At 65.6% G+C, this 24152-nt stretch carries 19 protein-coding genes; 12 read left to right on the top strand and 7 right to left on the bottom strand.

Annotated features, from left to right (window positions below; genetic code table 11):
- The first annotated feature begins 74 nt into the window (after positions 1 to 74).
- Positions 75 to 1229 carry an acyl-CoA dehydrogenase family protein gene (locus AB2U09_RS09185; RefSeq protein ID WP_459192416.1) on the top strand — a complete coding sequence of 385 codons (1155 nt, stop codon included), beginning with the start codon at positions 75 to 77 and terminating at the stop codon, positions 1227 to 1229.
- Between the two features lie 24 nt (positions 1230 to 1253).
- On the opposite strand, the gene AB2U09_RS09180 is transcribed toward AB2U09_RS09185, so the two are convergent.
- The gene (locus AB2U09_RS09180; RefSeq protein WP_459192415.1) at positions 1254 to 2291 is read right to left on the bottom strand and encodes a sensor histidine kinase; all 1038 of its coding nucleotides are present in this window, start codon (positions 2289 to 2291) and stop codon (positions 1254 to 1256) included.
- Between the two features lie 364 nt (positions 2292 to 2655).
- Between AB2U09_RS09180 and AB2U09_RS09175 the strand changes: the two genes are divergently transcribed.
- The 5 genes from AB2U09_RS09175 to AB2U09_RS09155 all read left to right on the top strand — a co-directional run bounded on the left by AB2U09_RS09175 (position 2656) and on the right by AB2U09_RS09155 (position 8688).
- The gene (locus tag AB2U09_RS09175) at positions 2656 to 4557 is read left to right on the top strand and encodes a 2-oxoacid:acceptor oxidoreductase subunit alpha (RefSeq protein WP_459192414.1); all 1902 of its coding nucleotides are present in this window, start codon (positions 2656 to 2658) and stop codon (positions 4555 to 4557) included.
- Positions 4558 to 4560: 3 nt separating this feature from the next.
- A complete protein-coding gene (locus tag AB2U09_RS09170; protein ID WP_459192413.1) occupies positions 4561 to 5499 on the top strand; it encodes a thiamine pyrophosphate-dependent enzyme in 939 nt (312 codons plus the stop codon).
- A gap of 147 nt (positions 5500 to 5646) precedes the next feature.
- Positions 5647 to 6075: an HTH-type transcriptional regulator LrpA1 gene (lrpA1, locus tag AB2U09_RS09165; protein ID WP_459192412.1), complete on the top strand. Its 429-nt coding sequence runs from the start codon at positions 5647 to 5649 to the stop codon at positions 6073 to 6075.
- A 90-nt stretch (positions 6076 to 6165) separates the two neighbouring features.
- The gene (locus tag AB2U09_RS09160) at positions 6166 to 7791 is read left to right on the top strand and encodes a DHH family phosphoesterase (RefSeq protein WP_459192411.1); all 1626 of its coding nucleotides are present in this window, start codon (positions 6166 to 6168) and stop codon (positions 7789 to 7791) included.
- 105 nt (positions 7792 to 7896) lie between these two features.
- Entirely contained in the window at positions 7897 to 8688 is a 792-nt protein-coding gene (locus AB2U09_RS09155) for a CBS domain-containing protein (RefSeq protein WP_459192410.1), read from the top strand.
- 17 nt (positions 8689 to 8705) lie between these two features.
- On the opposite strand, the gene AB2U09_RS09150 is transcribed toward AB2U09_RS09155, so the two are convergent.
- Positions 8706 to 9710 (bottom strand): winged helix-turn-helix domain-containing protein, encoded by a 1005-nt coding sequence (locus AB2U09_RS09150; protein ID WP_459192409.1) that lies wholly within the window; start codon positions 9708 to 9710, stop codon positions 8706 to 8708.
- A 108-nt stretch (positions 9711 to 9818) separates the two neighbouring features.
- On the opposite strand from AB2U09_RS09150, the gene AB2U09_RS09145 reads away from it, so the two are divergent.
- The 4 genes from AB2U09_RS09145 (at position 9819) to AB2U09_RS09130 (ending at position 15341) form a co-directional block, all read left to right on the top strand.
- The gene (locus AB2U09_RS09145) at positions 9819 to 10904 is read left to right on the top strand and encodes an ABC transporter ATP-binding protein (protein WP_459192408.1); all 1086 of its coding nucleotides are present in this window, start codon (positions 9819 to 9821) and stop codon (positions 10902 to 10904) included.
- Positions 10901 to 11740 carry an ABC transporter permease gene (locus AB2U09_RS09140; RefSeq protein ID WP_459192407.1) on the top strand — a complete coding sequence of 280 codons (840 nt, stop codon included), beginning with the start codon at positions 10901 to 10903 and terminating at the stop codon, positions 11738 to 11740. The genes AB2U09_RS09145 and AB2U09_RS09140 overlap by 4 nt, the downstream gene beginning before the upstream one ends.
- 399 nt (positions 11741 to 12139) lie before the next feature.
- The gene (locus AB2U09_RS09135; RefSeq protein ID WP_459192406.1) at positions 12140 to 13114 is read left to right on the top strand and encodes a hypothetical protein; all 975 of its coding nucleotides are present in this window, start codon (positions 12140 to 12142) and stop codon (positions 13112 to 13114) included.
- A 529-nt stretch (positions 13115 to 13643) separates the two neighbouring features.
- A complete protein-coding gene (locus tag AB2U09_RS09130; protein ID WP_459192405.1) occupies positions 13644 to 15341 on the top strand; it encodes an acyl-CoA mutase large subunit family protein in 1698 nt (565 codons plus the stop codon).
- A gap of 155 nt (positions 15342 to 15496) precedes the next feature.
- On the opposite strand, the gene AB2U09_RS09125 is transcribed toward AB2U09_RS09130, so the two are convergent.
- Positions 15497 to 16006, bottom strand: a complete 510-nt coding sequence (locus AB2U09_RS09125) for a hypothetical protein (protein WP_459192404.1) — start codon at positions 16004 to 16006, stop codon at positions 15497 to 15499.
- A 610-nt stretch (positions 16007 to 16616) separates the two neighbouring features.
- Here AB2U09_RS09125 and acs point away from each other — a divergent pair.
- Positions 16617 to 18614 carry an acetate--CoA ligase gene (acs, locus tag AB2U09_RS09120; protein WP_459192403.1) on the top strand — a complete coding sequence of 666 codons (1998 nt, stop codon included), beginning with the start codon at positions 16617 to 16619 and terminating at the stop codon, positions 18612 to 18614.
- Positions 18615 to 18721: 107 nt separating this feature from the next.
- Complete coding sequence (locus AB2U09_RS09115) at positions 18722 to 20062, top strand: metallophosphoesterase (RefSeq protein WP_459192402.1); 1341 nt, start codon at positions 18722 to 18724, stop codon at positions 20060 to 20062.
- 134 nt (positions 20063 to 20196) lie between these two features.
- Here AB2U09_RS09115 and AB2U09_RS09110 read toward each other — a convergent pair whose 3' ends face one another.
- The 4 genes from AB2U09_RS09110 to AB2U09_RS09095 are packed head-to-tail and all read right to left on the bottom strand — an operon-like array spanning position 20197 to position 24152.
- The gene (locus tag AB2U09_RS09110) at positions 20197 to 20658 is read right to left on the bottom strand and encodes a NuoI/complex I 23 kDa subunit family protein (protein WP_459192401.1); all 462 of its coding nucleotides are present in this window, start codon (positions 20656 to 20658) and stop codon (positions 20197 to 20199) included.
- Positions 20659 to 20698: 40 nt separating this feature from the next.
- Complete coding sequence (locus AB2U09_RS09105; protein WP_459192400.1) at positions 20699 to 21766, bottom strand: complex I subunit 1/NuoH family protein; 1068 nt, start codon at positions 21764 to 21766, stop codon at positions 20699 to 20701.
- Positions 21766 to 23454: an NADH-quinone oxidoreductase subunit D gene (locus AB2U09_RS09100; RefSeq protein ID WP_459192399.1), complete on the bottom strand. Its 1689-nt coding sequence runs from the start codon at positions 23452 to 23454 to the stop codon at positions 21766 to 21768. The genes AB2U09_RS09105 and AB2U09_RS09100 overlap by 1 nt, the downstream gene beginning before the upstream one ends.
- Positions 23451 to 24152 (bottom strand): NADH-quinone oxidoreductase subunit B, encoded by a 702-nt coding sequence (locus AB2U09_RS09095; protein WP_459192398.1) that lies wholly within the window; start codon positions 24150 to 24152, stop codon positions 23451 to 23453. Before AB2U09_RS09095 ends, AB2U09_RS09100 begins: the two co-directional genes overlap by 4 nt.

The following is a 24152-nucleotide window of genomic DNA, read 5'->3' as shown; positions in this document are numbered from 1 at the left end:
CGAGAAACGAACAACTCTTCTTTAGTTTGTCAGCGTGCCGGGTTTTATTTGGTACTCCCTCCCGTTGTGGGGGTATGGAACTACTGGACGAGCGCCCGGTCCCCGAGGAGGCCCGGGCGGTCAAGGAACAGGCCCGCGAGTTCGCGGCCGAACACATCGCGCCGAACGCCGAGGAGTACTTCGAGACCGGGGAATATCCCCACGAGATCCTCGAGGCGGGGATGGACGCGGGGCTGGTGGCACAGGACATCGGCGAGGAGTACGGCGGCAAGGGCTTCTCGCTCCAGCAGGTGCTGGCCATCGCCGAGGAGTTCTACCGCGCGGACGCCGGGATCGCGCTCACCCTCCAGCTGGCGAGTTTCGGCGCCGAGATCCTCGAAGAGCACGGCGACGACGACCTCAAGGAGGATTATCTCCGTCCGGTCGCCGAGAACGACCAGATCACCGGTCTCGCCGTCTCCGAGCCCGACACCGGCAGCGATCTGGCGGGGATGACGACGACGGCCGAGAAGGACGGCACCGAGTACGTCATCAATGGTGAGAAGTACTGGATCGGCAACGGCGTCGAGGCCGACTGGGTGACCGTCTACGCGAAGACCGGCGACGACGAGAACAACCGCTACGGCAACTACTCGCTGTTCGTCGTCCCGACCGACACCGACGGCTACGACGCCGAGCACATCCCCGAGAAGATGGCCTTCCGCGCGTCGAAGCAGGCCCACATCACCTTCGAGGACTGCCGGATCCCCGAGGACCAGCTCATCGGCGTCGAGGGCGCGGGCTTCTACATGCTCGCGGAGTTTTTCAACCACGGGCGGGTCATCGTCGGCGGCCACGGCATCGGCATGGCTGCGGCGGCCATCGAGGAGGCGTGGGACTTCGTCCACGACCGCGAGGCGTTCGGTCGCTCGGTCGACGAGTTCCAGGCCGTCCAGCACAAGCTCGCGGACATGCGGACGGAGTTCGAGGCCGCCCGGGCGCTCACCTGGCGGGCCGCCGACCACGTCGCCGACAGCGACGACGCCGGCTTCTGGGCGGCGATGGCGAAGCTCAAGGCGACCGAGACGGCCAACGACTGCGCGCAGAAGGCGATGCAGCTCCACGGCGGGCGCTCGGTGCTGCACGACCGGCGAATCGCCCGCGTCTACCGCGACGTGCGCGTCCCCGTCATCTACGAGGGCGCCAACGACATCCAGCGCAACCTGATCTACAATCAGGCGCCGAAGTAGTCGGAACCGGCCGCTTTTCGTCGATCAGGCCGCGCGAACGTCGACTGCCACGGTCGCGCCCTCGCCGCCGTTTTCGATCGAGAGGTCGCCGCCGTAGCGCTCGGCGACGGTCTTGACGACCCACAGGCCGAGGCCGCTGCCGTGTTCGAGCTGGCTGATCTCCCGGTCGCTGGTCAGGACGGCCACCTCGTTCTCGGGCAGTCCCGGGCCGCGGTCGGCCACGCTGATACGGACAGTCTCGCCGTCGACCGAGGCCGAGACGCGGACGTACGGTGCGCCGTCGTTCCCGTGCTCGACCGCGTTTTCCACGAGGTGGGCCAGCGCCGTCCGGAGTTGTTCGTCCCCGTAGACGGCGAGGCCGTCGGGGACGTCTGTCTCGAACGTCCCGTCGGGGTTCGAATCGCGGTACGGGGCGAGGATGTCTTCCACGACCGCGGCGAGTTCGACGGTCTCGACGGGGGCTTCGCCGTTCAGCGCGTTCTGGATCGTCGCGAGTTCGCCGTGGACGTCCGAGAGTTCGGTGGCCGTCTCCAGCATCGTCTCGGCGGCGGACCTCTCGTCGGGCTCGGCCAGCGAATCCGCGAGGTGACTGGCGTGGCCGACGAGGATCTGGGTTCGATTCCGGAGGTTGTGGCGAGTCAGCCGGTTGACGACCGCGAGCGTGCGCCGCTGGCGGGCGAGTTCTTCCGCCCGGATGCGGCGCACGTCGTTGTACCCGATGAGCAGGTGGGCGACGGAGCTGACGCCGAGGATGTCGACGACGACGTAGTCGGGGACGGTGACGCCCGGCCCGGCTCGGGCGAGCGCGAGGACGCCCCCGAGGAGGGCGACGCCGAGCAGGTTCCAGCCGGCGATCCGGGCGGTGTGGTTCGTTCGGACGTCGCTCCGGAAGAGAAACGCCGCACCGGCGAGGATGGCGAGTCCGAGAACGACTCCGAGCGCGACGAGAACCGCTACGTCCGGATTCCCGGTGGGGGCGTCGCCGAACGCCGCGGCGGCACCCGCGACGAAGAGCAAACCAGTGGCGCCGATACTCCCGACCGCGAGTGCGCGCGTTCCCATGAGTACCGGAGCGTAGGAAGTTCCCCACATAAGTGTACCTGCCCGGGAATCGTCGCTGAGAGCCGCCCGAATCTCGTTGCGAGCCTCGTTCATCCACCGCCGACGGACTCCCAGAAGTGATAGCTATCCGTTAGTTCCGACGAGCGACGGATAGAGAACGGACTCGTTACTGTGAAGAACGGTGGCGTGATATGACGCCGCAGAAGAGTTGTGCGTGCGGTTGTCACCCTGTCCCGAGTTCACCGGCGAGAAGCCCCGTATCCATCCTTCACGATTATTCAGCGGTGACAGAGTGAAAACGCTTTAGTCGGGTCCAGTCCTCGTTTCGTTCACGGCACCCGAATCGGGGCCGATCGATGTATCCATGACAGATCAGGAACTAATATGGCGGATTGCGGGTGGTTCCGGCGACGGTATCGACAGCAACAGTCGGTACTTCGCCAAGGCCCTCATGCGGTCGGGTCTGAACGTATTCACTCACCGACACTACCCGTCCCGGATCCGGGGCGGTCACACCTACGTGGAAGTACGGGCCACCCCCGACGAGACGCGCTCTCGCGGGGACGGCTACAACTTCCTGCTGGCGCTCGGTGACAGTTTCGCGCGGAACCCCCAGGAAGAGGCCTACTACGGCAACGAGGAACTGAAACCCCTCACGGAGAACCTCGACGAGCTCCGCGAGGGCGGCATCATCGTCTACGACTCGGGGCTCATCGACGAGGAGCAGGTCGAGGAGATCAATCTCCACGAGCGCGCCGAGGAGAACGACTGGCACGTCTACCCGGTCGATCTGCGCGGCATCGCGAAGGAACACGGCCGCGAGATCATGCGGAACAACGCCGGTATCGGCGTCACGGCCGCGCTCCTCGACATGGACACCACCGAGTACGAGGGGATCATGGAGGAGATGTGGAACGACGACATCCTCGAGGCCAACCTCGCCGTCATCCAGGACGGCTACGAGCAGGCCCAGGAGTTCGACCAGAACCACGACATCTCCATCCCTGACCACGAGGAACCTGAGGAGCCCCAGGCGCTCGTCTCCGGCAGTGACGCCATCGCCTACGGCGCACTGGACGCGGGCTGTCGGTTCATCGCCGGCTACCCGATGACGCCGTGGACCGACGTGTTCACGATCATGTCCCAGAACCTGCCGAAGTTCGGCGGGATCTCCGAGCAGGTCGAAGACGAGATCGCCGCCGCGTCGCTGGCGATCGGTGCGAGCCACGCCGGCGTCAAGGCCATGTCGGGCTCGTCCGGCGGTGGCTTCGCCCTGATGAGCGAACCGCTCGGACTCGCGGAGATGTCCGAGACGCCGGTCGTGCTCATCGAGGCGATGCGCGCCGGCCCCTCGACGGGGATGCCGACCAAGCCCGAACAGGGCGACCTCGAACACGTCCTCTACACGAGCCAGGGCGACTCCACGCGCGTGGTGCTCGCCCCCGGCGACCAGCAGGAGTGCTACGAGCAGATCCGGACGGCGTTCGAGATCGCCTACGACTACCAGATCCCGGTGATTCTGGTCTACGACCAGAAGCTCCAGGGCGAACTGCGTAACGTCGACGCGAGCTTCTTCGACCGCGAGCCCGACGCGGACCCGGGCTCGGTCATCACCGAGGAGGAGATCGCCGAGGCCGCCGAACACCACGCTGGCAAGTTCAAGCGCTTCCAGTACGACGCCGAGGGCGGCAAGGAGGGCGTCAGCCCGCGCTCGGTGCCCGGTCAGAAGGGCGGTCGCTTCCTCGCGACCGGCAACGAGCACAACGAGGCCGGCCACATCAGCGAGGATCCCGACAACCGCGTCCTCCAGATGGACCGCCGGCTCGGCAAACTCGAGAGCATCAGCGAGGAACTCGACGAGAAGGGCAACCAGACCCACCACGGACCCGACGAGGCCGAATACGGGATCATGTGCTGGGGAAGCCATCAGGGGACCGTCTTCGAGGCGGTCGACCGGCTCAACGAGGCCGGCCACTCCGTGAAGGCCATCGGCGTCAGCGACCTGATGCCCTACCCCGAGGAAGAGGTCTCGGCGTTCCTCGAATCCGTCGAGGAGTGCCTCGTCGTCGAGATGAACGCGACCGCGCAGTTCCGCGGGCTGACCCAGAAGGAACTCGGTCGCTTCGGCCCGAAGCTCTCCAGTCTCCTGAAGTACAACGGCAACCCGTTCGAGCCGGCGGAGATCGTCGAGGGCTTCGAGTCCAGCATCGAGGACGAGGAACTGACCGTGAACAACATGAAGTACGTGCCAGCGGCAGGTGACTAACCAATGAGTGCATTCAGCGCCATCGGCGAACAGCGAGAGGCCGAGGAAGACGAGTTCACACCCGGGATCGAGCCCCAGCCCACGTGGTGTCCGGGCTGTGGCGACTTCGCGGTGAACAACGCCCTGAAGAAGGCGATGACCCGCCTCGGGAAGAACCCCGACGAGGTGCTGGTCTGTACGGGCATCGGCTGCTCGGGCAAGCTCAACAGCTACTTCGAGAGCTACGGGTTCCACACTATCCACGGGCGCGAGCTGCCGGTCGCCCGCGCGGCCAAGCTCGCCAACCCGGGCGTCGAGGTCATCGCCGCGGGCGGCGACGGCGACAACTACGGTATCGGCGGGAACCACTTCATGCACTCGGCTCGTGAGAACCACGACCTGGTGTCCATCGTGTTCAACAACGAGATCTTCGGCCTGACGAAGGGCCAGACCTCGCCGACCAGCCCGAAGGGCCACAAGTCCAAGACCCAGCCCAGCGGGAGCGCGAAGGAGCCGGTCCGTCCGCTGTCGCTGTCGCTGGCCTCCGGCGCGTCCTACATCGCCCGGACGGCCGCGGTCAACCCGAACCAGGCCGCCGATATCATCGCCGAGGCCGTCGAACACGACGGGTTCGCCCACGTCGACTTCCTCACGCAGTGTCCGACCTGGAACAAGGACGCTCGCCAGTACGTCCCGTATACGGACGTCCAGGAGTCCGACGACTACGACTTCGACGTCACCAACCGCGAGGAAGCCGGTCGGATGATGTACGAGGTCGAGTCGAAGCTCTACGAGGGCGAGGTGCTGACGGGTCGCTTCTACAAGGACGAGGACCGCCCGTCCTACGGCGAGGAGAAGCGCGCGACGGGCGAGATGCCCGAGGAGCCGCTCGCCGAGCGCTACTACGACGAGGACGCCGAGTGGGAGCGCTGCGCCGAGCAGCTCATCGAGAAGCACACGTAAGCCGACCCTACCGCGACCGGACCGCGTTCGACCGCCTCGGGCCGATTCGACGGCCCTGACGCGGCCGCGGACCGACGTCGTTCGACCCGTCCGAACCGGGTTTGTGGTTTCGGAAGATATTTTTCGTCCCGAGGTAAATTAAGGTGTATGAGCGCCGAATCGACGGAGGAACGAATCCTCTCCGTCCTGGAGGAGGACGCCAAGGCCTCCTACGCCGAGATCGCGGACCGGGTCGAGGTATCGAAGCCGACGGTCCGCAAGTACATCCAGCGCCTCGAAGACGAGGAGGTCATCGTCGGCTACTCGGCCGACGTCGACCCGAAGAAACTCCCCGGCCAGTCCATCGCCCTCGTCGGGATGGACGTCGAGAGCGAACGCTACGTCGAGGCGATCCGCGAACTCAAGGACATCGACGAGATCGAGTCCCTCTACACGTCCAGCGGCGACCACATGCTGATGGCCGAGGTGCGCGCCCCCGACGGCGACGCGGTCGGCGACGTCATCGAGTCCCGTATCAAGGCCGTCGCGGGCGTCAGCGCCGCCCATCCCTCTTTCCTCCAGGAACGGCTGAAGTGAACCGGCGCGATTCGGGGACGGCGAGCCGGTCGATTCACCCGGTGAAACGAGTGTGATGGTTTTTTACCTGCCGTTGCCCGACCACAGGATATGACGTCCCGGCTCGTTCTGGGGACGGGATCCCTCGCGGGCGCGCTCGTCAACGAACTCGGCGAGCGGCGCGGCCGGCTCTCGGTCGTCTCGACCGACGAGAACGCCGTGCGGACGCTCCGTGAGGAGGGGATCGCGGCGGAAGTCGGCGACCCCACCGAGGAGGCGACGCTGCGGGAGTGCGAGCGGCCCGACACGGTGGCCGTCGCGACGCCGGACCCGGCGACGAACGTGGCCGCGGCGCGCTCGGTCCGCCAGGTGTACCCGGACGCGTTCGTCCTCGTGTACACCGGTAACGGATCCACGGACGGGCAACGCGCTGCCATGGAAGCCGTGGCCGACAAGGTGGTCGACCCGGCGGCAGCGACGGCCGACCGACTGATCGAGAAGGTCGGCGACGCCGGGCTACGGACGCGGAAGCTGACGAGCGTTCTCCGCGACGTCGACGGTCGGCTGGCGATCGTCACCCACGACAATCCCGACCCCGACGCCATCGGCAGCGCCGTCGCGCTCGCCAGAATCGCCGCAGCCACGGGATGTGCGTCCGACATCTGCTACTTCGGGGACATTACCCACCAGGAGAACCGCGCGTTCGTCAACGTGCTTGACTTCGACCTCATCAACCTCGAACCGGGCGCGGACCTGGCCGACTACGGCGGCGTTGCGCTGGTCGACCACTCCCGGCCCGGCGTCAACGACGGGCTACCGGAGGACACGGCCGTCGACGTCGTCATCGACCATCATCCGCCCCGCTATCCCGTCGAGGCGCGGTTCGTCGACCTGCGAAGCGAGGTAGGTGCGACGAGCACGCTGCTCGTAGATTACCTCCGCACGCTCGGCATCACGCCGACGCGGGAGGTCGCGACGGGCCTGCTCTTCGGCATCCGCGTCGACACCGACGAGTACACCCGCGAGGTGAACTACGAGGACTTCGAGGCGTCGGCGTTTCTCGTGCCCCACGCCGACCCGGGGACGCTCGATCGGATCGAGTCCCCGAGCATGAGCGCCGAGACGCTCGACACCATCGCGCGGGCGATCCGGAACCGGGAGCGCCACGGGACCGGCCTGTTGAGCTGCGTCGGCCAGCTATCGGACCGCGACGCGCTCGCGCAGGCCGCGGACCGACTGCTCGACCTCGAAGACGTGACGACGACGCTCGTCTACGGCATCAGCGACGGGACCATCTACGTCTCGGCGCGCGCCCGCGGCACGGATCTGGACCTCGGGGAGACGCTACGGGACGCCTTCGGCCAGATCGGCAGCGCCGGCGGCCACGCCGACATGGCCGGCGCACAGATTTCACTCGGCTTGCTGGATGCCATCGACGCGGACGACGAGTCGCTCAACGACATCGTCCGCGCCATCGTCTCCGATCGGTTCCTCGACGCGATGGGCTCGCGCTCTCACCGTATCGTCGCCGGCCTCCACGACGACTACCACGGTTCCGGCGTGACGGGAGATATGCCCTCGCTCGGTGACATCGCCCGGAGTCGGCTGCAGCAACGCGAGGAGGCCCCGGGACCCGACGAGCCGGACGGAGATTCGCCCGAGGACCGCGACGACGACGGTCTCCGCGACGACGCCGGCGACGGCGGATCGGACGCCGGCGACGGTCCGGCCGAGTAACGGAATTCACCGTCGGCGACGGCTGGTCGGTCGAACGGTCGCGGCCGCTCGGGACCGCCGGGCGCAGGCGGTGTGTTTTTGCCCGCGGGTCGACTCTCACCGCTAATGGCCGAGGAGGGTCCCCTTTCAGTGAAAGACTACATGACTCGCGAGGTGGATACCGTCTCGCCGGACGATACGGTGGGCGACGTCGCAGCCAAGATCGCCGGCAGCACCGAACACAGCGGCTTTCCCGTCTGTGACGGCCGCCACGTCGAGGGGTTCGTCAGCGCCCGGGACCTCCTGCAAGAGCCCGACGCCGAACCCATCTTCAAGGTGATGAGCGACGACCTGCTGGTCGCCCACCCCGACATGGACGTCGACGACGTCGCCCGCGTCATCCTGCGCTCGGGCATCCAGAAGCTCCCGGTCGTCGACGACGCGGGCAACCTCGTGGGCATCATCAGCAACGCGGACGTGATCCGCTCGCAGATCGAGCGCGCCACGCCCGGCAAGGTGGACAAGCTGATGCAGACCCTCGAGAACATCCACGGCGTCGCCGTCTCACAGGAGCGCCGCGAGGTGTCCCTCGACGACCTGACGCCGACGCAGGGGAAGGTCTACGCCGACGAACTGGAGGGGCGCCGGTACGAACTCGAGCGCCGCCTCGCCGAGCCGCTCGTCGTCATCGACAACGACGGCGACCTGCTGCTCGCTGACGGCCACCACCGCGTCAAGGCGGCTGCCCGGCTCGACATCGAGTCGATGGACGCCTACGTCATCGTCCTCTCCGAGCCGGTCGACCTCGGCATGGCCAAGACGGCCGAGAAGGAGGACCTCGACTCCATCGACGACATCGTAGTCGTCGACTACGCCCACCACCCGCTGGTCCAGAAGACCCAGCGGTTGCAGGACTGAGCGGCAGTTCCCGCTTCTCAGACGCGCTCGTATTCGGCGACGTCCGTCGTTCCGTCGAGCCACAGCCGAAGCGAGTCGTCGCCGAGTTCGACGTCGAGACGCACGCGGACTGGATCGGACGAGTCGAGTTCGGCCCGGGCTAGATTGCAGAACGGGAGGTCGACGTAGGGGCGGCCGCGGACATCCTCCCCGTGGTCGTGGTAGAACGCGACGACGGCAGGGTGGTCGACGACGCACGCCCCCGGCGGCACCTCGAAGGACAACCCGCAGTGCTCGCAGTCGAACGCGGCGAGAACGAGATCGGAGGGGAGGTCGACCTCCATCTGGGACGGGAGCGCCGGGTCCTCGACCGGAAGCGTACGCTCGGTCGGTCCCCAGCAGTGCGGACAGATACCAGTGCGCGCCCGCTGGATGTCCTCTCGCATGTCGAGGCTCGATATCGCGACGAGTTCGTCGGGCGTGCGCTCTGCCGCGACGGCCGGGGGGAGGATGGCTTCGGAAAACCGGTGGTGGTCGGGACAGTACAGTCTGAAATACCGGTTGTCGTAGGCGGCGACGAGCGCCCGACTGCAGTCGGGGTACGGACAGTCGTAACTCGTCTCGCCGCGGACCGACACCTCGACATCGGTGTACTGACCGGAAGCCACTGCGCCGGCGAGTCGCATTCCGTGGTTGTGCAGGTGGTACTGCCCGCCGTCCTTCGCGACGAGCGTCCCCCTGAGCTTCTCCAGGTGATAACTGAAGTTACCCGCGTCAGCGACGCCGACAGCGCGTCGCAACTCCGCGAACGACATGCCCGCCCACTGCCAGTTCGACGCGCGCTGAGCGGCGAGTTCGCGGACGATGGCCAGCCGCGTCTCGTCGGCGAGCAACTCGAAGACCACTGTCGGGTCCCGTCCCGTCTCCGAGCTTACGGCGGTATCGTCGCCAGCCTCACCCGTGTCGGTCGCCGAATCGTCCGGGTCCGTCCCCGCTGTCTCTCCGCCGGAATCCGTCTCACCCGGCCGCCCCTGCTCGCTCATACGCTCCGTTTCCCCGGATTCCAGAAAAACCGTTCGATCGTGTCAGTATACAAACTGAACGGCGATGCAGGAAATGATTATGCACCGACACCGACTACACCGTTCACGATGACGCCGACACCCGAAGCGGTCCCCGACGACGCTGTGGCGGTCGACGACCACGACGGCTCGGGGGACGCGGGCGACGCGGCGCTCTCCGTCCGAAACCTGCGGAAGACGTTCGGGGAGGGCGAACAGGGGGTCCGGGCCGTCGACGACGTGAGCCTCGACGTTCGACCGGGGACGGTCGTCGGACTGCTCGGCCCGAACGGCGCGGGCAAGACGACGCTCATCAAGTCCATACTCGGGCTCGTGATCGCCGACGAGGGCGACGTGACCGTCGCCGGCGTCGACGTCTACGACGAACCGCATGCGGCCTACGCACGTATCGGCGCGATGCTGGAGGGTGCTCGCAACGTATACTGGAAGCTCACCGTCCGGGAGAATCTGGAGTTCTTCGCCGCGGTTGGCGGCGAGTCACCCGGGACGCTCCGCGACCGTCACGACGCGCTTCTGGAACAGCTCTCGCTCGCGGAAAAGGCCGACACGCCGGTCAACGACCTCTCGCGTGGCCAGAAGCAGAAGGTGTCGCTGGCCTGCGCGCTCGCACGCGACGTCGATGTCGCCTTCCTCGACGAGCCGACGCTCGGCCTCGACGTCGAGTCCTCCGTCGAACTCCGCCGGGAGATCCGCCGGCTCGCCGACCAGGAGGACATGACGATCGTCCTCTCTAGCCACGACATGGATGTGGTAGAGGCGGTCTGCGACCGCGTCGTCATCATGAACGGCGGCGAGGTCATCGCGGACGACGCCGTCGCCGACCTGATCGACGTGTTCCGCACCTTCGCGTACCGGGTGGTCGTCGGGAGCGCAAGCGAAGGAGCCGACGCCGTCATCGCGGAGGAGATGCGCGACCGCCTCCGAAAGACGTACGAAATCGAGGCGTTCGTGCGCCAGGGCGACCGGACGGCGTTCGAAGTCGTACTGGGCGACCCGGAGCGGTTCTACGACCTGATGGACGACTTGCGGGCCGCAGATCTCACCGTCCACGAGGTCGAATCGGTCGACCCCGACCTCGAAGAGGTCTTCCTCGAACTGACAGACAGCGACAGGAGGACTCCACCGGATCGCGTCGACGGGGGTGACCAGCGGTGAGCGCGGGGACGACGCCCACAGCGTCAAGTAGCGGTGACACTGACGGGGACGGCGGACGCGGATCGGGCAGTTACCGGACGCTGCTGTGGGCGCTGGCGAAAAAGCGGGCGTTGTTCCTGTACCGCTACCCCGTGAACACGCTGTCGGGGCTGGCGATGACGTTCCTGTTTTTCGGGATGGTCTTCTTCGGCGGGCGTGCCATCTCGGGGCAGGCGCTGACCGATAGCCTCGGCGGCATCATCGTCGGCTACTTCCTCTGGAGCATGGCGACGACGGCCTTCTCCGGGCTGGCGTGGAGCGTCACGCGCGAGTCCCAGTGGGGCACGCTCGAGCAACTGTACATGTCCCCCTTCGGCTACGGCCGAGTGATGATCGCCCACATCGTCGTCCGCGTCGTCGAGAGCTTCGGCTGGGGCGGGGTCACGCTCGCGTTCATGCTCGCGCTGACCGGCGAGTCGCTGTATCTGCCCGTCGCGACGATCGTGGTCCTCACGGTCCTCGCCATCGCGCCCGCGATCGGGCTCGGGTTCTTCTTCGGCGGCCTTGCGCTGGTGTTCAAGCGCGTCGAGAACGTCTTCAACATCCTCCAGTTCGTCTTCCTCGGGCTGATCGCCTCGCCCTCGCTGGAGGTCTTCTGGGTGCGCTTACTTCCCATCTCCCAAGGGAGTTACCTGCTCACTGTGTCGATGCAGCAGGGACTGCGCCTCTGGGAACTCCCCGTCGACGAACTCGCCCTGCTCGTCGGGACCGCCGTCGTCTACTTCGGCCTCGGCTACGGGGCCTTCCAGTGGATGAGCACCCGCGCTCGCAAGCAGGGACTGATGGGCCACTACTGACCCGTGTCGAGCGGGCCACGGTTCCCCCCTGCTGGCTGGTAACCCGAGGCTACAGTGTGGATAGTCCTGATCCGGGATGCCGTTCGCCCTCGCCGTCCGCGTTCGTGCCCGGGACCCGTCCCGCGGCTATCCGTGAGTACTCCGCACGGAGACGCACGCACTCGTCCACGGACCCGCAGGAACGCCTAAACGAATAGCTCCGTCTTACCCGGATATGATGCGGACTACTGCGCACGAACGTCTCTCTCCCGGCGGATCTGCTGCCCTGATCGATGCGCCGACCGAACTGAACTCGAGGGCCTCACGGATCGAACTGGCACGGCCGGCGGCGGCAGGCGAGCGGCCACAGCCTCTGGACGCAATCGTCTCGACGACGGGGTCGACAGGGAGGCAGTAAGCATGTCGACGCAGGGCGTACAACCGGAGTCCGAACCGGTCGACCACCTCAGCCGGATCCGGCGGGTGACGCTCCCGGACCGGATCGAGTCGCTGGCCGACGCATACGACGACCATTTCGAGGAGCGCGACCGGTTCCTCTGGCAGTGGATCTACTCGCTGTTTCCCTCCTTTACCCTCTCGTCGGTCGCCGACGAACACGCCGGCCACGTCCGTGAGCAAAAGACCATCCTCACGATGTACGTCACGGTCCTCGACGACCTGATCGAACACCGCAGCGATCGTCGAACTTTCCACGAGGCATGCCGCCTCTCCTGCGATGTCGTCGACGCCGACCCCGAGCGGGCTGCTGTCGACGCCGAGACCTTCGCGTTCATCGAGCGACTCTGGACCGAGTTCGAGGAGGGCATTGAGGATGCGCCGCGCTACGAGGAGTTCGCGGACATCTTCGCCTACGATTTCAGCCAGACCGCGGACGCGATGGAGTACAGCGCCCTCCTTAGCGACAACCCGAGCATGGCGAACCTCACCGGCGCGACCAACTACGACTCGCACAACATGGTAATGTTCCCCTACGCGGACGTCGACCTGATGTACTCGCCGACGTTCGACCCCGCAGACCTCGGCGCCTTGCGCAACACGCTCTGGGACCTCCAGGAGATGGCCCGTATCGGCAACTGGCTCACGACGTGGGAACGCGAGGTCGTCGAAGGCGACTACTCCGCCGGCATCGTTGTCGCCGCCATCGAAGAGGGCGTCGTCTCGCCCACTGAAGTTGCAGCGACTGACGACCCTCAGGCAGTCGTCGAGGCGATCCGCGCGAGCGGTATGGAAGCCCGATTCCGCCGCCGCTGGGAGTGCATCTACGAGGACGTGCAGTCGCGCCACGCGGCCGCCGACAGCGTCGATCTGGCCGAACTCGTCGCCGGCATGGAGACCGTCTTCGAGTACCACCTCGCTACAGAGGGACTGAAGTAACCGTTCTTATCGGAGAGGAAATACTCGCGATGGCGCGCGCTGTCGCGCGCTTTCATGCGCGCGTCGTAGCCGTGCGAGGTCTTCGGGAGCCTGCGACCGAAGGCTTGTCAGAGCTTGCTCTGATAGTGGATGAGCGAGCGGAGCGAGTGAATCGGCTGGGGAGGCTCGTGGCCGTCTGCGGTGCTGTGACGGTGTGGTTGCTGTTGCGGTCGCGGTCCTGGTGGACTGAAAGGGCGAGGCGGGCTCGCGTTCATCTAGTCGCCTGAGCGACCCCTACCCGAGTGTAACGAGGGTATGTCGCTCAGCGACCGCGAGCGCGCCGAGGGCTTTCAACTCTCAACGTTAGGCACGGTCGCAATCACTGCTAGCGAGCGCGCCGAGGGCTTTCAACGCTCGTCGTCGAGTGCGATCACTCATGTTCGGCTCATGGTCCAGTCGGGAGGACCCATCGATCAGTTCGCACGTACTCCACATCCTCGCCCACAGAATCGTCCGAACCCTTATGCGCGCTCCGGCAATATTTGCGTGCATGTTCGACGACGAGGACCTCGCCGCGATCCGCGAGTCCCGCGAGCGGTGGGAGACGGAGACGCTCGATCCGGTCCTCGACGGCTACGGCGAGCGCAGCGACCGCTTCGCCACGGTCTCGAACCACGAGGTCGACCGGCTCTACACGCCCGAAGACGTGGCCGACCTCGACTACGAAGACGACCTGGGGTTCCCCGGTGAACCGCCGTACACCCGCGGCGTGTACCCGACGATGTACCGGGGGCGCACGTGGACGATGCGGCAGTTCGCGGGCTTCGGGACGCCGCGGGAGACCAACGAGCGGTTCCACTACCTCATCGACGAGGGCCAGACCGGCCTCTCGACGGCCTTCGACATGCCGTCGCTGATGGGCCTCGATTCGGACGACCCGATGAGCGACGGCGAGGTCGGCCGCGAGGGCGTCGCCGTCGACACCCTGCGCGATATGGAGATCATCTTCGACGGCATCGACGTGAGCGAGGTCTCCACGTCGTTCACCATCAACCCGAGCGCGCCGGTGATCTACGCGATGTACGTCGCTATCGCCGACCAGCAGGGCGTCCCCCGCGAGGAGATCCGGGGGACCCTCCAGAACGACATGCTCAAGGAGTTCATCGCGCAGAAGGAGTGGGTCGTGCCGCCTCGCCCGTCGCTGGATCTAGTCGTCGACACCGCCGAGTTCGCCGTCGAGGAGACACCGAAGTTCAAGCCCATCTCTATCTCGGGGTATCACATCCGCGAGGCCGGATCGACCGCGGTACAGGAGCTCGCCTTCACGCTCGCCGACGGACTGGCCTACGTCGAGGCCTGCGAAGAGCGGGGACTCGACGTCGACGAGTTCGGGCCGCAGCTGTCCTTCTTCTTCAACTCCCACAACTCCATCTTCGAGGAAGTCGCGAAGTTCCGAGCGGGACGGCGCATCTGGGCGCGGGTCATGGACGAGTGGTACGACGCCGACGAGTCCGCCCGCGCGATGAAGTTCCACACCCAGACCGCCGGCCAGTCGCTGACCGCCCAGCAACCCCTGAACAACGTCGTCCGAGTGACAATCCAGGCGCTCGCCGGGGTGCTGGGCGGCACGCAGAGTCTCCACACCAACAGCTTCGACGAGGCGCTCGCGCTCCCGAGCGAGGAGGCCGTCCGCGTCGCCCTGCGAACCCAGCAGATCATCGCCGAGGAGTCGGGCGCCGCCGACATCGTCGACCCGCTGGGCGGCAGTTTCGCCGTCGAGGCGCTCACCGACGAGGTCGAACAAGCGGCGATGGAGTACATCGAGGCGATCCGCGAGATGGGCGACGGGTCGATGACCGAGGGCGTGCTGACGGGCATCGATCAGGGGTATTTCCACCGGGAGATTCAGGACGCGGCCTACGAGTACCAGGAGCGCGTCGAGGACCGCGAGGAGGTCGTCGTCGGCGTCAACGCCTACACCGTCGAGGAAGACACCGAACCCGAACTCCTCAAGGTCGACGAGGAAGTCCAGCAGACCCAGCTGTCGCGGCTCGAAGCTGTGAAAGCCGACCGCGACGACGAGGCCGTCGAGGCCACCCTCGCCGCGCTGGACGAGGCCATCGAGAACGACGAAAACGTGATGCCGTACGTCGTCGACGCGGTCAAGGCCTACGCGACGATGGGCGAGATCATGGCCCTGTTCGAGTCCCACTACGGCACCTACCGCGAGCGGATCGGGACAGTCTGACCGCGCTTCCCGGCTGAAGCGCAAGCAAGCCGGCTTGCGACTCTCCACACGACTAACCGGTCAACCCGGTACAGTCACCGAGTCGCTCCTGGCCGGAGTCAGCGAACGTGGGGCCACTACTAACAGGTCAATTCCCGCTGGATTTTCGTCTCAGCTCACGGCCCGCCGATGTAGTTCTGAATGTCCTTCTCGTACGCATCATCCTCTTTCACCCACTTTTGGGTTTCTACCGAGAACGAAACCGTCGGACCGCCCGCACCGTAATTGATGCCGGTGATGCGGCCGGCGGTCCAACGGTGGTAGTAGTCGACGAATATCCGCCGTTCGTCGGGATCAGAACCGGATCTTGATTCGAGCGGGATTCCAAACCACCCCTCGGCCGTGCTTTCTCCGTCCTGCGCGGCGTCGAGACCCGCCGACGCGTCGTCCCACGTGATAGAGACGCCCTGAGGGGTCACCGAGTTCTGGTGGTCGATGTGACTCCCATAGTCATCAAAGTAAGTGTCGCCGTCTTTCACGTAGTCGATCTCTGCCCATCCGATTGCGGCTACGTCGTCCGGCGGGTTCGTCTCGTCATTGATCGAAGTCGGCGAGTCTCCACCAGGGTCCAGCACCCAATCGAAGTCTATCTCTTCACCGCCGCCATCGTAGACGTTGAACGTCATCGAGAGAGTGAGTTCCCACTTCGAGAGCTCGCTCGACCGGGATAACCCGCCGGAACCACTTGATTGGCTTGACGGAACCAGTTTGGTCGTGTCTGCGGCCCTGACATCGGCGCCTTGACTCGCGAGAAAATCTCGCCACTCCGAAACCGACCAGTTGTTTCGGCGACGGAGTTCGAGAGTTTGCCGATAGTCTTCCCGGGTGAATTCGTCACGGGTAGACCCACTTGCCGGGCCCATTCCGAGGGTAGCCAGAGCGGTAGCTGTACTCGTCTTCAGGTATGAACGTCTATTCATTCCCATGATGCAACTAGCTGATATTTAGCTACGTTAATAAATTTTATTGATGTATCCTAGATACCATTTATTCCCATTCAATTCGGGATCGCGTCAGTTAGTGTGTTTCACCATCCTACAACGCCTTTCTCAGGCAGATGACTGTGGCACCGGCGACCAAATTGGTATACACCGACCCGCGAATGAATCGGTTGATCTTCAGCAGATCGGTTACTAGATCGACACCATCGTGACCGTCGCTCCCGTCGATCACAGTCGATCCTGGATTAAATTCATACGGGAGAGGCGAGAACGCCGTACCGAGAGGTGCCAGACGATGCCAGATGACAATCCACTAGAGTCGCGCCTGACCGAGCAGGAGTACTTCCGGCCCCCGACGGAGTTCGTCGGGCAGGCGAACGCGACCGATCCCGAGATCTACGACCGCTTCGACGAGAACTACCCCGAGGCCTTCGAGGAGTACGCCGAACTCCTCGAGTGGGACGACCACTGGGACGAGGTGCTCGACGACAGCAACCCGCCGTTCTACGAGTGGTTCAGCGGCGGGACGCTCAACGCCTCGTACAACTGCATCGACCGCCACCTGGAGGAGCGGAAGAACCAGGCGGCGTTCATCTGGGAGGGCACCGACAGCGACGAGCGCGAGACGATCACCTACCAGGACCTCTACAATCGCGTCAACGAGACCGCCGCGGCGCTGCAGGACGTGGGCGTCGAGGAGGACGACGTCGTCACCTGTCACCTCCCGATGCTCCCCGCGCTCCCCGTCACGATGCTGGCCTGCGCCCGCATCGGTGCGCCCCACTCCGAGGTGTTCGCCGGCTTCTCCGCGCAGGCGCTCGCCGACCGCATCGACGACGCCGAGTCGGACGTCGTCGTCACCTGCGACGGCTACTACCGCCGCGGCGAGTTCCTCAACCACAAGGAAAAATGCGACGAAGCGCTCGAACTCGCCGAGTCCGACGTCGACACCGTCCTCCTGTGGACCCGCCACGACGAACTCCACGAGGACATGGAGATCACCTCCGACGACCCCTACGTGCTGGTCGACGACCTGCTGGCGGACAACGAGCGTGCCCGCGTCGACCCCGTCTCCCGCGACGCCGAGGACCCCCTGTTCCTGATGTACACCTCGGGCACGACGGGCAAACCGAAGGGCTGCCAGCACCGCACCGGCGGCTATCTCTCCTACGTCACCGCCACGTCGAAGTACGTCCTCGACATCAAGCCCGAGGACACCTACTGGTGCGCCGCGGACATCGGGTGGATCACCGGTCACTCCTACATCGTCTACGGGCCGCTGTCGCTGGGCACTACCTCAGTCATGTACGAGGACACCCCGGACCACCCCCACAAGGGACGCATCTGGGAGATCGCCGAACGCTACGACGTGGACATCTTCCACACCTCGCCCACCGCGGTCCGGATGTTCATGAAGTGGGGCGCGGAACACGTCGAGGAGTACGACTTCGATTTCCGCCACATGACCACCGTCGGCGAGCCCATCCAGCCCGAGGCGTGGCTGTGGTACTACGAGCACATCGGGAACGAGGACGCCGTCATCGTCGACACGTGGTGGCAGACCGAGACCGGCGGCCACCTCATCACGAACCTGCCCGCGCTCAAGGACATGAAGCCCGGATCCGCCGGCTTCCCCTGTCCGGGCATCCAGCCCGCCCTCTACGACGACAGCGGCGAGCCGATGGAGTCGGCCAGCGGCAAGGCGGGCAATCTCGTCATCGAGAAGCCCTGGCCCGGGATGCTTCAAACCGTGTACGGCGACGACGAGCGCTTCATCGAGGAGTACTGGCGTGACTTCTCCGACACCGACAGCTCCGATACCGAAGACTGGGTGTACAAGGCAGGCGACGGCGCCGTCCACGAGAAAGACGGCTACTTCCGCGTCCTCGGTCGCCTCGACGACGTGATGAACGTCGCCGGGCACCGCCTGGGGACCATGGAACTGGAGTCGGCCGTCTCCGAGGTGCAGGACGTCGCCGAGGCCGCGGTCGCCGCCCGCGACCACGAGGAGAAAGGCGAGGTCCCCGACGTGTACGTCGTCGTCCGTGACGGCGTCGACGCCAGCGACGAGGAGATCCGCGACCGCATCATGGAGGCCGTCGAGGACGAGATCGGCAAGTTCGCTCGGCCCGCCCGCGTCGTCTTCGTCGACGACCTCCCGAAGACCCGTTCGGGCAAGATCATGCGTCGCCTGCTGGAGAACATCTCCAACGGCGACGATCTGGGTGACACCACCACCCTGCGGGACCCCTCGGTCCCCGAGGAGATCCGCGACCAGGTTCACGGCGACTGAACGGTCCGTTTCTCCCGATTTCCGCGCTTCGACACGATGCGACGGGTCGCATCGAGCCGTCACGACCGGGACAAGCCCTATTACTAGCCGACCGCACGTCCGAAGGGATGGCCGATACCGACGAGCGCGTCTACTACGTCATCAGTGACCTCCACATCGGCGGGGACGAGCAACTGGAACACGTCGAGTTTCTCGACGAGTTGCTCGCCTTCCTCGAACGCCTGGAGCAGACCGACGAGGACGCGGAGCTGGTCATCAACGGCGACGCGTTCGGTCTCTGGGAGTTTACCCGGATCGACGGCCCCGCGAAGTTCGACGCGCTCCTCGACCGCTATCCCGAACTCTTCGAGCAGTTCCGGGCGACCGGTGCCGAAATACAGGTCACTCTCCTGCCCGGCAACCACGACCATGAACTGGCCGCCTACGACGAGTACGTCGAGCGCTTCGCCGAGTACAACGTCGACGTCGTCCAGGACCAGTCGATCACCCGCGCGGTCGGCGATCAGGTGATCTACTTCGAACACGGCCACCAGCGGGACCCGAACAACCGGATCGAGGCCTGGGGTGACCCGAACGCGAAACCGCTCGGCTACTACTACAACACCCTCGTGACGAGCCGCGCGGGCCAGCTTTCCGACCGCGGGCGCTACAACTGGCTGCGGGACATCCAGGCGGTGACGCCAACAGAACGGGTCCCCAGCTGGCTCCTCTCGAAGTACTTCTACCGCGAGATGAACCCGCTCCTCCGGTACGCGCTGGTCCCGTTCCTGCTGCTGTTCAATATCAGCGTGATCCTGGCCGTCCTGGCTGGCCTCGACCTGGTCGGTATCTGGTCGATGCCGGTCGACCGGACGACCGCCTTCCTCGGACAGTTCGGCCGCGCCGGGACTGCCGTCTGGTTCCTGCTCGCCATCAACGTCGCGGTCGCCGGACTGGTCGTACTCGTGGGCGTCCCGCTGTATTTCATCCGTCGCGACGTCCGGAAGACGATCCAGCGCTTCGGCGTCTTCGAGACGGCGCTCACCGTCGACGCCGAGGCGCCCTACGAGTCGGCCGCTCGCGAGGTGTTCGACGCCGATCCCGAGACGTCGATCTTCTGTTACGGCCACACCCACCGACCGTCGCTCCGCGAGATAGACGGCGGAGTGCTGGTCAACACCGGCACGTGGCTGAAGCGCCTGCACCGTCGTGACGGCGTCATCGGCATCCTCCCGCCGGTCTTCTACCCGACCTACCAGCTCACCGCGGTCCGCATCGCCGCCGAATCGGAGGGCGTCACCGTCGAACACGAGGGGATACAGAAGCCGAATCCGGGGCCAGAGGAACTCACGCTCACCGAACGGCTGTTCACGCTGGCCCGGGAACCCGACACGCAACTGTCTGCGGGGATCGTGCTCGAGGACGACGAGATCGAGTCGGTCGATCGAACCGCCGACGCTGTGGAATAGGCCGCTACCGTCTCTACGTCGGAAGCTCTCTCAGTCTTCACCGGGTTGTCGACGCGCTGTCGAGGCAGACGACACTGTTCGACTACGGAAAGCCGCGCTCGCTTCGCTCGCGCGGACAGAAAACGGATGTCGATCTACTGGTAGTCGACTTCGCCGTCGCCCTCGCCGATCCACGCACCGCGGTCCGGCTCGCGCGATTCGAGCGGGTCGATGTCCTTGTACCACGGAACGTTCTTCAGTTGTTCCTTGTCGAGGACGAACTCGTCTTTCGTGTCGGCCGTCCACTCGAAGTTCTGCGTCAGCAGGATGGCGTCGACGGGACAGACCTCCTCGCACAGCCGGCAGTAGATGCACTGGCCGATGTGGAGGTTGTACTGCTCGCCGTTGCGCTGGTCGTCCGTGACGATCTGGATGGTGTTGTTCGGGCAGACGTTCTCACACTGCCGACACCAGATACAGCGCTCCTGGCTGAACTTGTGGACGCCGCGGAACCGCGGACTGACTTCCGGTGGCGTCTCGGGGTACTCGACGGTGAACGTCTCGCCGTCGAGGGCGTGTTTCATCGTCGTTGCCATCGATTTGAGGACACCTATCATTGGGAGTCACCTCCGAAGACCGCGAGCGTCGGGGTCGCGCTCATGCGTTGATCACCCCGACGATGATCGCCGTCAGGATCAGGTTCGCGATCGAGAGCACGAGCATGCCCTTCCAGCCGATCTGGATGAGCTGGTCGATGCGCACGCGCGGGATCGCGGAACGGGCCCACTGCGTGAACAGGTAGACCGAGATCATCTTGATGAAGAACCAGACAACGCCCGGCAGGACCGGCCCCGCAGCGCCGCCCAGGAAGATGGTCGCGACGATCGCGCCGCCGAGGAAGATGTGGATGAACTCGCCGAGGTAGATGAGCACGAAGTACACCGAGGAGTACTCGGTCTGGTACCCGGCGACGATCTCCGTCGGCGCCTCGGGGATGTCGAACGGGTTCCGCCCGACCTCCGCGAGGTTCGCGATCAGGAACAGCGCGAACGCGAAGGGGTTGACGAACGCGAACCACGAGGGGATCGGGACGCCACCCAGCGAGACCAGCGTCTGGTGCTGTACGTCGACGATGGTCGACAGGCGAAGCGAGCCGGCGAACAGGACCACCGAGACGCCCGTCAGGACCAGCGGGATCTCGTAGGCGAGGTTCTGCGCGACCGCGCGCAGCCCGCCGAGGAACGAGAACTTGTTGTTCGACGCGTAGCCGGCCATCACCAGCCCCAGCGACGCGATCGAGGCGACCGCGAACAGGTACGCGAGACCGATCTCGGGGTCGGCCAGTTGCAGGTTGTTCCCGAACGGGATGACCGCGAACCCGAGCAGCGCCGAGCTGGCGATGATGAGCGGCGCGAGGTCCCACGCCGGTCGGTCGACGTCTTCGGGAACGATGAGTTCCTTCGAGAGCAGTCGGACCGCGTCGGCCGGGATGATAAGCAGCCCGTAGGGACCGTGGCGGTTGACGGCGATGCGGTCGGTGAACGCCGCGGTGATCTTCCGCTTGCCCCAGATGCCGAGGACGGCCGTCATGCTCAGCAGAACCGTCGCGATGATACCCGCCGCAGCGATCGCGGTGACCGCGATGACCCACGGCTCGTTGATGTCGAGCCCGAGCAGGTCGGCGATGATCTTCGGGAACGGCGTCTCCGACTGGAGCGGTATCATCACCGGTCCACCTCCCCGAGGACGATGTCGAGGCTACCGAGCGAGGCGATCATGTCGGGGATGAACTCGCCCTCGGACATGACCGGCAGCGTCTGCAGGTTCGAGAAGCACGGGCTCCGGATCTTGAACCGGGCCGGCTTGTCCGTGCCGTCCGAGCGGATGTAGATCCCGAGTTCGCCCTTGGCGCCCTCGACGGCGCGGTAGATCTCGGTGTCGGGGTCCGGGCGGAGCGTGCGGGGCACGTTCGCCTGGATCTCCCGTTCGTCTTCCGGCCAGTCCTCCAGTAGGTCGACGCACTGGTCGATGATGCGGGCGGACTCCTCGACCTCGCGCATCCGGACGAGCAGGCGCGAGAAGTTGTCGCAGCCGTCCTCGGTGACGACGTCCCAGTCGAGTTCGGGGTAGTACCCGTAGGGGTCGTCCCGGCGCAGGTCGTAGTCGATGCCCGACCCACGAGCGACGGGGCCCGTCGCCCCGTAGGACTTGGCTTCCTCCGGCGGGAGCACGCCAGTGTCGACGGTCCGCATCTGGAGGATCTCGTTGGAGGTCATCATGTCGTGGTACTCCGCGAGCCGCTCGGGGAGGTCGTCGAGGAAGTCGCGGATCTTCTCGAAGAACTCCTCGCGCGGTTCGGGCAGGTCCCACGCGACGCCGCCCAGCCGCAGGTAATTGAACATCAGGCGCTGGCCGGTCAGGTCCTCGAGGATGTCCTGGACGACCTCGCGGTCGCGGATGCCGTACATGAACAGCGCCGTGAAGTCGCCGTAGATGTCCAGCGCGAACGTCGAGAGCGCGAGCATGTGGCTCGCGATCCGACACAGCTCCGCGGACATCGTCCGGATGACCTGCGCGTACTCGGGCACCTCGATGTCGGCCAGATCCTCGGCCGTGCGAGCGTAGGCCCACTCGTTGAGGATGCCCGCCGAGATGTAGTCCCACCGGTCGGGGTAGGGCATGATCTGGTGGCGGTACGTGCCCTGCTGGCAGAGCTGTTCCTCACAGCGGTGCAGGTAACCGATATCCGGGTCCAGATCGGCGATCTGCTCGCCGTCGAGGACTGTTTCGATGTGGAGGACGCCGTGTGTCGCCGGGTGGTGGGGACCGATGTTGACGAACATCGTGTCCTGGTCCTCGTCCGCGCGATGGTCCTCCTGCAGCGGGTTGGCGTTCTCCCGCAGCGTGACGATCTGCGGCGATTCACCGCTGAAGTCCTGGCTGAGCGGGTGGCCCTGCCACGTCTCGGGCAGGAGGATCCGACGGAGATCGGGGTGGTCCTCGTACTCGATCCCGACGAGGTCGTAGGCTTCGCGCTCGTGCCAGTCGGCCGTCCGGTAGACCGGTGCCGCGCTCTCGCTGACCGGCTCGTCTTTCGGCGTGGGGACGACGACCGACACCTCCTGGGTCGGGTCGTCGTACTTCTTCAGGTGGTAGATCGACTCGTAGCGGTCGTCGTACTCCTGTGCGGTGACACTGGAACAGTGGTCGAACCCGGCCTCGTCGCGGAGTGCAAAGAGCGCCTCCTGCACTTCGTCGGGCCGGACGACGAACGCCTCGGCGTTGAGGTGACTCTCGCGGTCGATAACGGTGTCGCCGAGCAGGTCGGCGAGCGCGTCGTAGTCGACGCCGTCCTCGGTGACGCCGACCTCGCGCGTGGCGAGCAGGTCACCGTCGGGGTCTTCCAGACTCATGGCGAGTCACTCCAGTTGTAGCGCATGACGAGGTCGTCCTCGTCGATGTCGTCGGCGAGCTTCTGGACGAGTTCGTCCTGTTCGAGGTCGCCGAACTGTTCGAGCTCGTAGGGCTTGACCGTCACCGGAGCGGATTCGCCGTTGGCGATGCGCTCCTGCAGCTTTGCGACGCCGTAGATGAGCGCCTCGGGACGGGGCGGACAGCCCGGGACGTGGATGTCGACCGGGATGACCTCCTCGGCGCCCTTGACGACGTTGTAGCCCTCCTGGAAGGGGCCGCCGGAGATGGTACACGAACCCATGGAGACGACGAACTTGGGCTCGGGCATCTGGTCGTAGACGCGCTTCATCCGGGGGGCGAACTTGGAGACGATGGTCCCCGGGACAATGATCACGTCCGCCTGTCGGGGTGAGGCACGGGGCACACCGGCGCCGAAGCGGTCGAGGTCATGCTTGACGGCGTAGGTGTGCATCATCTCGATACTGCAACAGGCGATCCCGAACTGCAGCATGAACATCGAGGAGCCCCGGACCCAGTTCATGAACTTGTCGAACTTCGTGAGGATGAACGGCGTCGAGCCGAACGCCTCCCGGAGCGTCGAGTTGAATCGGCTGTCGACGCCTTCACCGAGCCGCGCCTCCTGCGTCGATTCGGTGCCTGTACCTAGCTCGTGTGTCTCTGTGTTGTCGCTGCTCAT

The sequence above is a fragment of the Halosimplex yunnanense genome (assembly GCF_054504345.1).
This window is presented reverse-complemented; position numbering and strand designations above follow the sequence as displayed.